This is a genomic window from Chitinophaga solisilvae (genome assembly GCF_009928525.1).
Lineage (GTDB): Bacteria > Bacteroidota > Bacteroidia > Chitinophagales > Chitinophagaceae > Chitinophaga > Chitinophaga solisilvae.
Window position 1 is genome coordinate 61,877 of record NZ_JAABOK010000008.1, and the last position, 13,797, is coordinate 75,673.

The following is a 13,797-nucleotide window of genomic DNA, read 5'->3' on the forward strand; positions in this document are numbered from 1 at the left end:
TGTTTCCTACGCAGCAGCAGCAGACACTGCAACAAAGCTCGGAAAAAAGATGATACTGCTTTCCGCATCTGCAGAAATATCGGCATCTGCGCTGCTGGAAGCAAAACTGGAAGAAGATCACAGGTTTGCAGATTCCTTTTTCAGCAAAAATATATTAGTCCGAATTGATCAGAATACCAGGGGAAATGAATGGCTGTCGCACCTGCTGAATACATCGAAAACGCCTTTACTCCTCTTCTTTAATGATTCCATGCAACTGAGGGGAATATCAGACAATGTAGCTTCTGATGCAGATATCCTCACCCGGGTCAGTGAAGTGGAATCCGGAGGTTGCTTTGTTCATGCTACAGGTGCATTTCTTCAGGAAAACTTCACGGCACAGGAGCAGTTAAGTCATTTGCAACATCTGTTTGACATAGTGCGGATCAGGAATACCCACAGTCACTCAGCTCCGGCAGCGGTGACTGATAGTTCCCTATACAATATGCTGAAAGAGAGTATTGCAGAACATTCCTACTTCTACAATAACTATCTGGCAGCTAAAATTTCAGCAGCCTGTGGCGATACAATCGCCATGCATCACTATACCAATACAGCATTAGCATTCAATGATGCTCACACAGTGGATCTTTTCGGCTTACTTCGTACCGAGTTGAAATCCCTGACCACTGCCGGCAGTGATGCTCATTCTTCCCGGATTGGTATCAGCAATACAATTATAGATCTGGGGGAGGTCAAAAACGGAAGCAACACCGACACCGTTATATTACTGACCAACCTGGGAAAAAAAGATCTTATCCTGTCAAGTGTAATAACAGGTTGTAACTGCACCGCTGCGGGTTTCAGCAAAGCGCCCATTCGTGCGGGGCATGTAACCGCCGTAAAACTCAGCTACCATGCTACTGCCCCCGGCAGATTTTCCAAGGCGGTCATAATATACAGTAATGCCGTAAACGGAAGGCTGGAAATTATCATTAAAGGAATCGCAGTCTGAGCCAACATCTATTGATTTAAATCGAACACCCGTGAAAAATAATCTACCGAACCTTGTATGCATGGTACTGGCCATGTTCATATTATCATGTAAATCCGCAGAAAAGCGGAACATACATTTGTACAACATCAGCTATGATACGGCATTTTCCGCTGCCCAAACGGAAGGTAAAGGCATATTCTTTATCAGCAAAGCAGACGGATGCCCGGCATGCGAAGTATATGAAACCGCCTTACTGCGGGATCAGGAGTTTGCAGCTGCTATTTACAAGGATTATATTGTTGCTTCCATTGACCATATGCGGCCGGGAAACGAATGGCTTTCCCGTGTCATTAATGCCACGGCTACTCCTTTGTTTATCATCACCGATAAAAACGGAGAGATACGCGCTATCATATCCGGCGCCGTTCCCAAAAAGAAAATAACAGACATCCTTACAGCGGTAAGCGCAGGTAAGCATCTCTTTGAGCATTATGCGCTGAGTGATACTTCCCATATATCCGCCCCCCGGCAGATGGCATGTGTGCAGGCAACATTGAATGCACAGCTGGAATGGGACCGGTACGAAAAGAGCAAGCAATACACACCAGATAAAATGCCGGCATACCTAAAGGAAAGTATCTCCATATACCCTTACTTCTACAACAACTATCTGCTGGCCCGATACTACAGTACCATCAGGGATACAGCCAATGCCCGCATATATGCACATCAGGCACTGGAATTCCACGATGCGAAGTCCGCCGGCATGTTCCATATGCTGCGCCGGGAAATGCATCTCCTCATCGATCCGGAATACAGCCCGGAAAAAGAGCCGTTAGCAGTTCCGGATTCGGTAGAAAAATCACTTGGGTTAGTGCAGGAAGGTTCCGTCCGGAAAATCAGGTTTAAGATCAGCAACAGCGGAAAGCAGACGCTGATTTTCGGAAAAACTTATACAGACTGTCCATGTACGCTGGCAAAGACCTTGCAGGACAGTATAGCGCCCGGCAAAGACGGAGAACTGGAGGTAACGTTCAGTGCCACGGAGACAGGAAGCTTCGGTCATGCGGTATTTATTCATAGTAACGCAGCGAATCCGATGCTGCAATTAATGGTGAAAGGGATAGTACCCTGATAATATTGCAGGGGATATAAATTTGATAATAACCGAATTAAATAGAAAACTCCGCGCGAGCACGGAGTTTTCTATTTTAGGATAATACTGCAGGGGCAAATACAGCGTCCTTAACCAGGATTGATCATCTAACTCATATTTCATTGCTGGCAGCGGTGACTTCAACTAACTTTACGCCACTTCCGATAACCTTTCCATACTCAATCATTTCAAGCCTGGTTGCTCCGTCTGCCTGGGTAGTAAACCTTAAAACACCATCGCGGCCACCTTGCCTTATCGCTTGAAATTCATTTCCCGAAACAGGAAAAAATCTCATATCCCATTTGACCTTATTGGTATTATAAAACAGATGTCCGTTTTTACAGGTAATAATATGTTGTTCTTCCGGCTCCTTTTCATCTGTATAAATTCCCGAAAATGCTTTCATTTCGCTGTCAGGAAGATTGAGCTTTGTTTTATATTCCAGACTCAATGGCTTATTATCCAGCACCTGGTTGATATTATCATAGGAGTATGTTCCCAGGTTAAAATTTTCCAGGATAATAATAGTTTTATCCTTTATCATATTCTGAGAGATAAAGGAAATATATCCATCCCAGCTTCCGGTATGACCAAAAGCAAATTTATTCTCTCCTTTTGAAACATCAAATCCAAAACCGTAGGGAATATTTTTATTAAGAGATGTTTTAGTAACGGCTGTCATTTCTTCAAATTCCTGCCGGGTAATAAGCGTATTGTTCTTCAGAGCGGTTATCCACCTGAACAGATCTTCAACTGTAGAATTTACTTTTGCAGCACCTACCACGCCATCCAGATAATAGACCGTTCTATCTCCATGCCGGGGGTTTTCTGAAGTGACCTTCTCGAAAGAGTCTTTTGCCCAGACATACCCGGTGGCATAGTTTTTAATGGCCCTGGGAGTTTCCCGCCTGTTATAGACAAATGTATTCTTCATTTTTAATGGTTTGAAAATCCGTTCATGCAGATAGTCAGCATATTTTCTTCCGGAAGCCCGTTCAATAATACTTGCCAGCAGGGCATAGTTGGTATTGCTGTATCTATGCCTGGTCTTCGGCTCAAATCGCAGCGTATCATGTCTGTTCGCGTAAAAATTTATCAGGTCCTGATTGTTTAGAATCTTTGTTGGATCCTTGTCTTCTTCCATGTCTATCAAAAATTCTGGGATACCACTGGTGTGCCGCAATAAATCATATATGGTTACTTTATCCCAGCAACTCAGTTCAGGTATATACTTAGAGATTTTATCCTCATAATTCAATTTACCGTCCTTCTTTAACAAAACAATTCCCATTGCTGTGAATTGCTTTGTACAGGATGCCAGTTCAAATACAGTTCCTGGATTATTGAGGGCTCTTGTTTTTTCATCCCGGATTCCATAACCTTTCTTAAACAGAACTTTGCCCTTGTCTGCGATTAATACACTTCCGTTAAACTGATTTTGCGAATGGAGTACAGAGAAGATACTATCCAATTGCTTGTACTGTGTGTTTTTTTGTGCGAAACATAAACCTGTTGCTATTACAAACAGGAAGGACAGGAATATTGCTTTTTTCATACTTTAATGTATTTACAGTATAGGTTTACTTTAATCCTGCCAATGTACGAAATAATTCGTATTTTAAAAATATACAGATAAGGTTGATAAAAATCTTCATTGAGGAGTTGCCAATATCCGGATGATTGACTGTAGAATCAGTATTCTTCATTAACTAAATGAAACATACTCCATATATTTGATAATTAATCGAAATCTTAATAAAAAAAATGCTATCATGACGAACAAGCAAGATTTCACTTTCATAAAAACTGACAGAAAATTAATCAAAATAAATTTCGACGACATTTTATTTATAAAAGGGTTGGGAAATTATGTGGAGATATTTGTCAGCAGCAATAAAAAATATGTCTATTACAAAACGTTAAAGGAGCTGATTGAGAACCTGCCGGATGAATTTATGAGAGTCCATAATTCAAATATTGTGAACTTAAAAAATGTGGACTATGTAGAAGATAATCATTTAATCATTGGCGAACATCAGATTACCATTGCTAAAAGTTATAAAGATTGCTTATTAAACAGCATTGACAAATTGTTACTCTGAATAAGAAACCCGGCAGATCACATAAAAAACTGAACAAACCGGATAAATCTTTTTTCTGAAGCTATTTATGTGAGTTGCTTTGTAAAAAAATCATGAAACGATTTCTATTTTACTTAACAACTATGGTGCTTATGATGGCAGGGAATTTAAATGCACAGAGCAATACGTTTGAACATGACGTCAAAACAATTGATGCAATAATGAAAGCTAGCTATGAGGTAGTTTCCGGTGAAAAAGGGGCAAAAAGACAATGGGAAAGAGATAACTATTTACATCACCCCAAAGCAGTATATTCCTATTTTGACAAGAAGAAGCAGGAACAGGTAACCATGACATTATCAGAATTTCATAAAGAAACTGACGACATGGTTTTCAGCACGGCCTTTTATGAAAAGGAAATCAACCGGGAAGTCAGAGTCTTTGGTAATATGGCGCACGTCTGGAGTACCTACGAGACCCAGCTGGAAAAAGACGGAAAAGTTGCAAGAAGAGGCATAAACAGCATTCAACTGATTTTTGACAACAACCGGTGGTATATTATTTCCTGGACATTCTTTGGTGAAACGGACAAACATATTATTCCGAAAACATTTGACAGGAACTAAAAACTGTATCTGAAGGGAGATCTGATTATAAAATCCAGCTACTCCCTTCAATTGGGCATTTAGTAAATACTTGCTCAAAGACTTGATTTTACCTAACAAGAACTATGTATTGCCCGCCTTTTACCAAACATGTGATTGAATGAAGAAGCTACAACTGTTATTACTGGCCCTGTTTCTAATGAATGGGGCATTTGCCCAGGACTGTAATTGTGAGACTAATTTTCTTTGGATGAAGAAAACTTTTGAGGAAAATGATGCCGGCTTTGCCTACATTCTGTCCAAAAAAGGGAAAGACGCCTATGAAATGCACAACAATGCTTACCTGGAAAAGGTAAAAAAGATCATCAGTGATAAGGAATGCGCCATTGCATTGGACCAGTGGATGAGATTTTTCAGACAAGGCCATATTGGTGTTTCTTTCAAAGGAAAGGATACCGGGGCCGGGGCAGTTCCGGAAAAATCAGAGACCGTAAAGATCGATACCAGGGAATTTGAAAAATACCTGAACGCTAAAAAGGATCCTGGTTATGAGGGAATCTGGGTCTCTGAACCGTATAAAATAGGAATCAAAAAAACAGGCAACAGCTATGTGGGATTTATCATAGAAACTACTGCCGAAAACTGGAAGGCCGGCGAGGTGAAGGCGAAATTTGACGAAAATGGCGGGGTATACTATCTCCGGAACAAGGCAGCAGCCAAATTCAGCAAATCGAAGATTAAACTGGAAGGCAAGAATGACCTGGAGCTGGGCAATTTTGTACTGAAGAGAATTTACCCGGTACTAAAGAACGATCCTGAAACGGAACTGGAGCTGAAGTTATTGAAAAGCTCCAGACCTCTTTTCGAAAGACTGAATGCTACCACGGTTATCCTGCGCGTGCCCTTCTTTGAAATTACAGAGAAAAAATATATTGATAGCGTGATCGGGGTAAACAGGGCGATTATTTCATCGACACCCAATCTGATCATTGACCTGCGTAACAACCCGGGTGGCAGCGACGCCAGCTTTGAAGAGATTCTTCCGTTTCTGTATACCAATCCTGTGCGGAACGTCGGAACTGAGTTTCTTTCCACAAAGCTGAATAATCAGCGGATGCTGGAATTATCTAACAACCCCGAATTTGATGAGGCTACGAGAAAGCAGTTAAGGGAATTTTATGAAAAGCTGGAACAGTCCCCGGGAAAATTTATCCCCTTTTCGGAGCAGATAGTTGAGATACAGAGGAGGGACAGCGTCTACACCTATCCACAGCAGGTCGGTATCCTGGTCCATGAACGGAATGGCAGTACCACCGAACAGTTTCTGCTTGCGGCCAAGCAAAGCAAAAAAGTAAAGCTGTTTGGGGTAACTACCTTTGGTATGCTCGACATTTCCAATGTACATTCCATACCTTTTCCCTGTGCGAAGTTTGAGCTCTTTTACGGGCTTTCCAAAAGCTATCGTATACCTGGAATGGCGATAGATGACATTGGCCTCCAACCTGACTATTACATTGATAATACTGTCGAGCGCACCGGATGGATCAAATTTGTCAATGAGGTGCTGAACAGTAAGTAGCTTCAAAGGGAAACCTGAAAGGATCTGTAAGGTGATGCTGAATTTCCCTCTTATTGCCTATTTTGAAAAAGCCGTTTTTCTGATCGGGAAACGGCTTTTTCATTTAAATGCTATTGACAAAGAAGACATTCAGGTAAAGTCTAGTTTTTTCATTTTGAGTAACGCATAGAAAAAAGTGGTTACTAAATATGCATTATTCAGAAACTCACTTTTCTGAAGTAACGCCATTGCTTTAGCCAGAGGCAAAAGCCGGATTTCTATCCGTTCGTCTTTATCAAACTGCTGCTCTTTCTCCGGATGGCCTCCCGTAGCCAGAAACATATGCAACCTGTTATTATGTGTAACAGGGTTTACCGCTACAACTCCGAGAGGATAGATACTACGAAAAACAAAACCTGTTTCTTCCAGCAGCTCCCGTTCAATAGCAGTAGCAGGGGACTCATCCTTTATATCTATTTTCCCGCCAGGTAACTCAATGACTACCTTACCTGTTCCTGGCCTGAACTGTTCCACCATAATTACCTCTTCTCTTTCTGTCAATGCTACCGCGCATACTATATCGGGATACTCAAATATATAAACCGGATCCATAATAACATTATCTGCAGACGCGTAGATTTCTTTACGGACAATCAATCCTTTCTCATTGAACAGATAGGATGTGTTCAGCCTCTTGTATGATAATGCATGCATAACAGATGTTTATATAAATTTATGAATTCAAACTGCCATCCATTTTCACACCCGTGAGCTAACTTAGATTAGGCATATCATCTCACAGTAAACCATTTACGCCTCCTTTAATCAGGAAAGCGTTATTCAATGAAGTTAATCAGGCCGGCATATCTTCTATTCTGAATCAATCTACATTCATGAACCCATGATTCCGTCCATTGATACCATTGACCTCGCTCCCTGGTGCCACCGCATGAGAGTTGCACATCCTATAGTCTATAACAGTGAATACCCTCGTGTGCATGGTGGCAAGGGCGCCTGGCATTTGTTCCGTTATCATGATATCCGGTATGTACTGGATCATCATGAAATATTCTCCAGTGAATTTATCTCCAGAAAAAATCACCTTGGCAATAGTTTCCTTGCCACCGACCCTCCCCGTCACGGAAAGCTGAGGTCGCTGGTCGCAAAGGCTTTCACCCCAACTGCCATCGCTTACCTGGAAAGCTGGATTACCTCACAATGTGAATCATTATTACAGCCCTTGCTAAGTGCCGGGAAAATGGATTTTATCGATGACTTTGCCAGGCAATTACCGAAACGGACCATATTGCAGTTTCTTGGATTGCCGCCGGAAATCACGGCCCAGCTCCTGCCACAGGAAATTGACATACTGGGTAAAAATCATAGCGAAGATCCGGGATCTCTTCAGTTAATGGAAGAACGGATAAGCCAGCCGTTTTATCAGTACATTTCACAATACCAACAGGGCATCACCAGCGGGCACAACATTATTGCTGGTCTGATAGACGCCAATACAGATGGCGAAAAACTAACACTGGCAGAATTACTTGGTTTTTGTATAGTATTATTAAGCGGAGGCATTGAAACAACGGAAGCATTTCTTGGAAATGCCATGTATACCCTCTGTAAGCTGCCTGCGTTGCAGGAGTATCTCATACAACACCCTGCATCGATACCTGCTGCCATGGAAGAAGTGCTGAGGTTCAGATCTCCCGTACTAAATTTCCATCGTATTGCCAGGCATAATACAATTATAAATGGCATAGAGATTAAAGCAGGAGAACTGGTAGGATTGTATAGTATATCGGCTAACCGTGACCCTGAAGTATTTAACAATCCTGATGAATTCAACGTGCATCGTAATAATAGTATGTCACTGTCATTTGGGCATGGTATACATAGCTGCATAGGTTCAATGCTTGCGAGAATGGAAGCCAGAATTGCGTTCAGCATAATACTGAAACACATGTCCGGGATAAGTATACAGGAAGATGCAGTGCTATCACTTAGCGGCAGTCCTATTACATATGACCTGAAAACATTGCCAATAACATTCCGGAACAGGCATATACAATGATCAATTCCCTGTAGCTGAATTAAAGCGATATCATATTCTTTCCAGGAAAAAATAGAAAAACTCATTCTCTTCTAGGTATACTTTGCCTTCCATAATACCCAACAGCGTATTACTATCTACTTTCCGGAAATAATCTATTATAGGCAGCTGATCATAGATCAATGCTGTTGTTAATCCGTTCCTGAATTGTACCATACGGAGTACTCCCTCACCTATATCCTGATAGGTGTATGGGTTATTCTGTTCATCCAGACAAACCAGCGGGGCTGCATGATCCCGGGAAATGATTGATTTCCCGAACCATCTTACTGCGTCGAGCTGTTTTGCGACCTCGTTATGCTGAAAATGAAAATATCCGCCTCTCCAGTTACCGATAAGTTCATCGGTATGTACATCCGGTAAGCTGTCAAAAAAAGTACTGATTTGTTCTCCTGTAAGATCAGATTCATTATTTCTGAAGTTCTCAAATACTTGTTTAGGGTCCATAACATATATTTTGATTACCCTTGAAAATGTCAGTACCTCATTCCTCCGGCTGTACTGCTATCTGCCAATGACAAATATATCATAGTATAAAGAAGATAAACAGCAGCATATAGTCTGTAACAGTGATTGCCTCATCTGGAAAAGGCATACATCTTTCCGCTGCCGTCTCTCCCATGCTCAACCCTGCTAAAGGCTGCAGCATCACTTCATGATTTTTAGCTGAGCGGAACACAATATTCAACAACCTAATAATTTATTAGCAGCTTTTCCTCCATCAATAATGATGGGGACTAAATCTTTACTACCTGAAAATGGTTTAATTTCTCCCTTATCACTTTTTTAGCTTCTCTGCTTGCCTGGCAGAATCAATTTTGAACAGCCGGATATGTTCTTCTGTGGAGGATTGGTTGGTATAACTATTGCGGGATGTACGGTAAAACAGGAAAGTAAATACAGTAAGTATTACCAGTAACAGGATGCCAGCTACGTAAACCGGCTTTAATAACTTTCGTTTGGCTGCAGGTATATTATCAGAGAGCACCCCATGAAAGCAATATCCTTTTTTAGGCAGTGTTTCAATCAGTTGCTTTTGCTCATCGTGCAATAACTTACGCAGGCCGGATATTGCCTGGTTGAGCCCTTCCTCACCACCTGGATAATCATCCCATACTTCTTTTATAATCAGCTGCCGGGTAACAAGTCGCTCATGATTTTCGATTAAAAGACACAGCAGTTTCATCAGCCTGGGTTCCAGGCGGGTCTGGTCACCCGTATCGCGGTCAGTGACTTTGCTGCGGACTGGGTCAACCTCAAAACGGTTGTTAATGAGCATAATTCATTGGAAAATATAAAATTAAGGTTTTCCATACATTTTCCAAACCTTTTCTAAAGCCGTGCGGAGGGGCATGTACCCTACTTTTACAGTCAAAAAGATACGCATGAAAAACTGCTCCCTGAGTTTAATCATTTTCGCCCTACTTATCTTGTCCATACAACTGAACGCCCGGCAGGCTCCAATAACCCGCCTGCCAGATAGCTTATTCCGGGAAATGAACCGGTATGGGGTATTCAATGGCGCAGCCATGATTGCAGAAAACGGAAAGGTAATTTATCAGCATGCATATGGTTATGCGGACTTTTCCCTGAAAAAGCTGAATGATAATCAAACTACATTTGCACTGGGATCAGTATCCAAGATTTTTACTGCAATAGCCATCCTGCAATTACGTGATAATCACCGGTTATCACTGGGTGATCCGCTCACCCGCTACATTCCGGCCTTTCCCTATCCGGATATCACGATCCGCCACCTGCTGACGCAGACCTCCGGCCTGCCTGACTACGAGCTTTTTGAAAAAGCTGTTGCACAGCAGCCGGAAAAGAAATTTTACAATGCAGACATCATTCCTTACCTGAAAGCCCGGGACAGGCCCTTAGCTTTTAAACCTGGCAGTCAATGGCAGTACTGCAATCTCAATTTTTGCCTGCTGGCTTTGCTGGTGGAAAAAGTTTCAGGCAAACCTTTTGAAAACTATGTTACAACCAAAATATTTAAACCTGCCGGCATGCGGGAAAGTTACTTTTATACGGGTACTTCAAAAGACAGACCGTCTCAGCAAGCTGCCAACCATGATTATCCATTCTACTTTTCTTCAATGCCTGTCAATGCGGACAGTATTCAGGCAGTACGCTGGCGAACCTATAACCTGAACGGATTACTGGGCCAGGGAAATATTTATACCACTACCGGAGATATGATAAAGTTTGACCAGGCACTATACGGGCACCGGCTTTTGAAACCAGCAACGCTTGCTGAAGCATTTACTCCGGCAAAACTTAATGACGGCTCCCTGAGCGTCTCAGATAATGGTCCAGGCAATGCCGCTTATGGTTTAGGTTGGTTTATTCTCCAGGATACGACCTTTGGAAAGGTCGTCTTTCATACCGGAGGGGTGCCTGGTGCAGCCTCCATCTTTATCCGGAACCTCACCGGAAAACAGGCGCTTATGCTGTTCGATAATACGATCAGCCCCGGGTTATTTCGTAATGCGGCTAACATCTTACGGGCATTGTATGGCCAGCAGCCTGTCCCGGTAAAAAAAAGCCTGACACGTGAATATGCCACCACTTTGTTGTCTGCGGGGGTTGATGCTGCTTTCACTAAACTGATCGGCCTAAAAGCAGACAGCCTGCACTACACAGTTGTTGAATATGAATTAAATGACCTCGGTTTGCAACTGCTTTACGCAAGTAAATCAGTGAATCACCAAGTGATGGCCCTCGAGGTATTAAGACTGAACATTCTGTTGTTCCCGCAAAGTTTCAATACCTACGACAGCTATGCTGAGGCCCTCGCATTTACCGGGAACCAAACGGAAGCAATTGAAATGTATAAAAGATCATTGGTACTAAATCCGGACAACAAAAGCGGGAAAAAAGCATTAGATCAATTGCTTAATAACTAGGATAGCACTACTATCGCTTCCAGCTCCGGCAATCTCGCTATTGCGATGGCATCCATCTCTAAAATGCCGGGAGGTCAAAATGCTGCGTAGCATCTGCGGCTTTAATTGAGTAAAAAAGAGCGTAAATTTCAAAGCCTGCGCAATGGTCGCAGGCTTTGAAATTTCTAGTGATCCGGCTGAGATTAGAAGTCAGGAAAAGCCTTCCCGGGGAATTCATTTTCCGGCTACGGTCTCCTTCTTCTCCTTTGAATACCTTCTGCATATTTTTTTGTTATCCACATTTTTTCATCCGAAATTCTTATTTCAAAAAACTATTGAACCAGTAACTTAGAATATCTATCAGGTTTTTTGACCCACCGGTTTTTTGAATAAAACACCTGATTAGATACTTATTTTTAGCCTATTTATCAGGATTCCATGCCTCTGGTTTCTCATTCTTAGGTTTAGGAGGAGGAGTCACTACTGTATCGGAAACAGGAGTATCATTCTTAACCTTATCAGAAGTCTCTCTGGCTTTACCCATCACTCCTGCACCAGGATCAACTACCGTCGAAGGATTAGCCATCGATGTTTCCACGCTGTTACTGCATTGGTTAATATCAGCCGTCACTGATTTGATGAAGTTGAATACTATATTGGATTGTGGAGAAGTTTCTCTCACGATTTTCGGATCTTGCTGAACTGGTTGTTCAGGTTTAAACGGATCGTGAGGAGCGACACTGACTGATTCATTTTCTTTTTTTGGTATGAATCCCGAAAGTTGCTCTTCTGCTGTACTTCCCCCACCAGATACACTGCGGGCAAAATTGAAAATATCTTGAAATGCCATATTGTTGTATTTAGATAAGTTATATTAATTTTACAAATTATGAGGACGCTCTGTTCCAAATTTTTGATTAGCATCTCTATAGAGCGGCTTAGTGTCGAAAATAGCATGGATTACATCCAGAGCTGATACTGTTTCTGCCATTCCTTTTGCTCTGTATAATTTACCTGACTCTACAAGCTGCAAATAAGATATATTAACAGGAATTACCTTAGACGGAGTTAAATAATTAGTACTGGCAAGTGGCGGTCCATTCCCATCCGCAATAGGAAGAACTAAGTCGTCATAATTCAATGCAATATATCCACTAAACGTAATGGGTATTTCATAGGTAAATTGCTTCACCTGACGCCTTTGTGTTGCTGTGGTTTCAACGCGGGAGTTGGGAGAAATACTGCCTGAAACATTAGAACTTGAATTCCATGATGTTGTTACCGTACCAGAAATAGTGCCCGTCAGAGAAAGTCCTAGTTCTGCATGTAACTCTCCACGACCGATAGCTGTACCTGTTCCTGTGAAACTTACCATGTTTGAATTGGTGGAAGCAATATCCGTTTTTGTAGTAACTTCCGATTTACTTTCAGCACCAGATTCATCTTCAGTACCTATATCGTCTTTATGATTATGATCATGATGGTTTTGTTTGGTAGTATTGCCGGTAAGATTTTGTAGGCTATTAGTCAAACTCTCTGTCAAAATCGTCTGTATAGTCTGTGACATTTGTCCTTGTAGTTCCCCGGCAACCAATCCGCCAAAAGTAGCGCTGCCCGTAGTTGATAAAGTCCAGGAGATGATATTTTCTATAGTAAATTCAATAGTGTCGGAAAACTGACGTACCTCAGCAGATCTATTGTCATAGGTCCTGGTAGATATTACATCCGCAACGGGTGGAATGATATTCGACCTTTCTTCAAATAAGGGGGCTCCAATTTCGAAAAATCCGATCCATCCTCTTTGTGCAGCGTTCGGATCAGGGAAATTACCAAATTTTTGATCGTTTATAGAAACTCCTACCGGCCATAACGGGATTTGTTGATTTTTACTATCCAGCACAGGTACTCCTCTTTGATCTACTTTAACCCTTCTTAATTCAGGTACTTTTTTATTCAAAAAATCCTGAATTAAGTTAGGTGTTATTCCTAACTCTTCCATGTTTTCAACTGTGATGATGCGGCGTTTCGCGGCATCCACAGTGTAAGTGGTGATTTGTGGCATATTTTGAGATTATATTTGATGTTATTATGTTGCTTTCTTACAACAATAGTCCGGTGGTTTTTTAAACTAAGAATTTGGGATGAAAAGATGTGGGTAACAAAAAAGTTATACAAAATATATTCAAAGAAGGAGAAAGAGCATGAAAAAGGGGCATGATTTGGTATGAAACAAAAGAGAACCGTCTTTAATAAATCGATAGGGTTTATCAGCACAAGTATGGATCAAATAATTGGAATGACCAAACCTCAGAAGACATTTCTTACCTGGCTTTTTGAAAAATGAGGAATACTTCGGGCGGGTCATCATTCATTAAACCTGTTCCGCTGTAGTGAGGGTCATTATTGCGAAAATA

General features: G+C 41.6%; 13 protein-coding genes. 7 read left to right on the forward strand and 6 right to left on the reverse strand.

Features of this window, described 5'->3' with window-relative positions:
• Positions 1–49 precede the first annotated feature (49 nt).
• Both GWG06_RS17715 and GWG06_RS17720 read left to right on the forward strand, forming a co-directional pair.
• Positions 50–994 (forward strand): DUF1573 domain-containing protein, encoded by a 945-nt coding sequence (locus GWG06_RS17715; RefSeq protein WP_160714780.1) that lies wholly within the window; start codon positions 50–52, stop codon positions 992–994.
• Between the two features lie 31 nt (positions 995–1,025).
• Positions 1,026–2,111, forward strand: a complete 1,086-nt coding sequence (locus GWG06_RS17720) for a DUF1573 domain-containing protein (RefSeq protein WP_160714782.1) — start codon at positions 1,026–1,028, stop codon at positions 2,109–2,111.
• 133 nt (positions 2,112–2,244) lie between these two features.
• Here the strand turns inward: GWG06_RS17720 and GWG06_RS17725 are convergent, their stop codons facing one another.
• Positions 2,245–3,687 (reverse strand): serine hydrolase domain-containing protein, encoded by a 1,443-nt coding sequence (locus tag GWG06_RS17725; protein WP_160714784.1) that lies wholly within the window; start codon positions 3,685–3,687, stop codon positions 2,245–2,247.
• 217 nt (positions 3,688–3,904) lie between these two features.
• Between GWG06_RS17725 and GWG06_RS17730 the strand changes: the two genes are divergently transcribed.
• The 3 genes from GWG06_RS17730 to GWG06_RS17740 all read left to right on the forward strand — a co-directional run bounded on the left by GWG06_RS17730 (position 3,905) and on the right by GWG06_RS17740 (position 6,397).
• Positions 3,905–4,234 (forward strand): LytR/AlgR family response regulator transcription factor, encoded by a 330-nt coding sequence (locus tag GWG06_RS17730; RefSeq protein ID WP_160714786.1) that lies wholly within the window; start codon positions 3,905–3,907, stop codon positions 4,232–4,234.
• Between the two features lie 200 nt (positions 4,235–4,434).
• The gene (locus tag GWG06_RS17735; protein ID WP_202183052.1) at positions 4,435–4,839 is read left to right on the forward strand and encodes a hypothetical protein; all 405 of its coding nucleotides are present in this window, start codon (positions 4,435–4,437) and stop codon (positions 4,837–4,839) included.
• Positions 4,840–5,068: 229 nt separating this feature from the next.
• Positions 5,069–6,397: a S41 family peptidase gene (locus GWG06_RS17740; RefSeq protein ID WP_202183053.1), complete on the forward strand. Its 1,329-nt coding sequence runs from the start codon at positions 5,069–5,071 to the stop codon at positions 6,395–6,397.
• A gap of 129 nt (positions 6,398–6,526) precedes the next feature.
• Here the strand turns inward: GWG06_RS17740 and GWG06_RS17745 are convergent, their stop codons facing one another.
• The gene (locus GWG06_RS17745) at positions 6,527–7,090 is read right to left on the reverse strand and encodes an NUDIX hydrolase (RefSeq protein WP_160714790.1); all 564 of its coding nucleotides are present in this window, start codon (positions 7,088–7,090) and stop codon (positions 6,527–6,529) included.
• 187 nt (positions 7,091–7,277) lie between these two features.
• On the opposite strand from GWG06_RS17745, the gene GWG06_RS17750 reads away from it, so the two are divergent.
• A complete protein-coding gene (locus GWG06_RS17750) occupies positions 7,278–8,453 on the forward strand; it encodes a cytochrome P450 (RefSeq protein ID WP_160714792.1) in 1,176 nt (391 codons plus the stop codon).
• Between the two features lie 30 nt (positions 8,454–8,483).
• Here the strand turns inward: GWG06_RS17750 and GWG06_RS17755 are convergent, their stop codons facing one another.
• Positions 8,484–8,939: a DUF4334 domain-containing protein gene (locus tag GWG06_RS17755; RefSeq protein WP_160714794.1), complete on the reverse strand. Its 456-nt coding sequence runs from the start codon at positions 8,937–8,939 to the stop codon at positions 8,484–8,486.
• A gap of 331 nt (positions 8,940–9,270) precedes the next feature.
• A complete protein-coding gene (locus GWG06_RS17760) occupies positions 9,271–9,771 on the reverse strand; it encodes a winged helix-turn-helix domain-containing protein (RefSeq protein WP_160714796.1) in 501 nt (166 codons plus the stop codon).
• Positions 9,772–9,877: 106 nt separating this feature from the next.
• Between GWG06_RS17760 and GWG06_RS17765 the strand changes: the two genes are divergently transcribed.
• Positions 9,878–11,404 (forward strand): serine hydrolase domain-containing protein, encoded by a 1,527-nt coding sequence (locus GWG06_RS17765; RefSeq protein ID WP_160714798.1) that lies wholly within the window; start codon positions 9,878–9,880, stop codon positions 11,402–11,404.
• A gap of 400 nt (positions 11,405–11,804) precedes the next feature.
• Here the strand turns inward: GWG06_RS17765 and GWG06_RS17770 are convergent, their stop codons facing one another.
• Together GWG06_RS17770 and GWG06_RS17775 are read right to left on the reverse strand one after the other, a co-directional pair.
• Positions 11,805–12,233 (reverse strand): hypothetical protein, encoded by a 429-nt coding sequence (locus GWG06_RS17770; protein ID WP_127044626.1) that lies wholly within the window; start codon positions 12,231–12,233, stop codon positions 11,805–11,807.
• 30 nt (positions 12,234–12,263) lie between these two features.
• Positions 12,264–13,445, reverse strand: a complete 1,182-nt coding sequence (locus GWG06_RS17775) for a hypothetical protein (protein WP_160714800.1) — start codon at positions 13,443–13,445, stop codon at positions 12,264–12,266.
• Positions 13,446–13,797 lie beyond the last annotated feature (352 nt).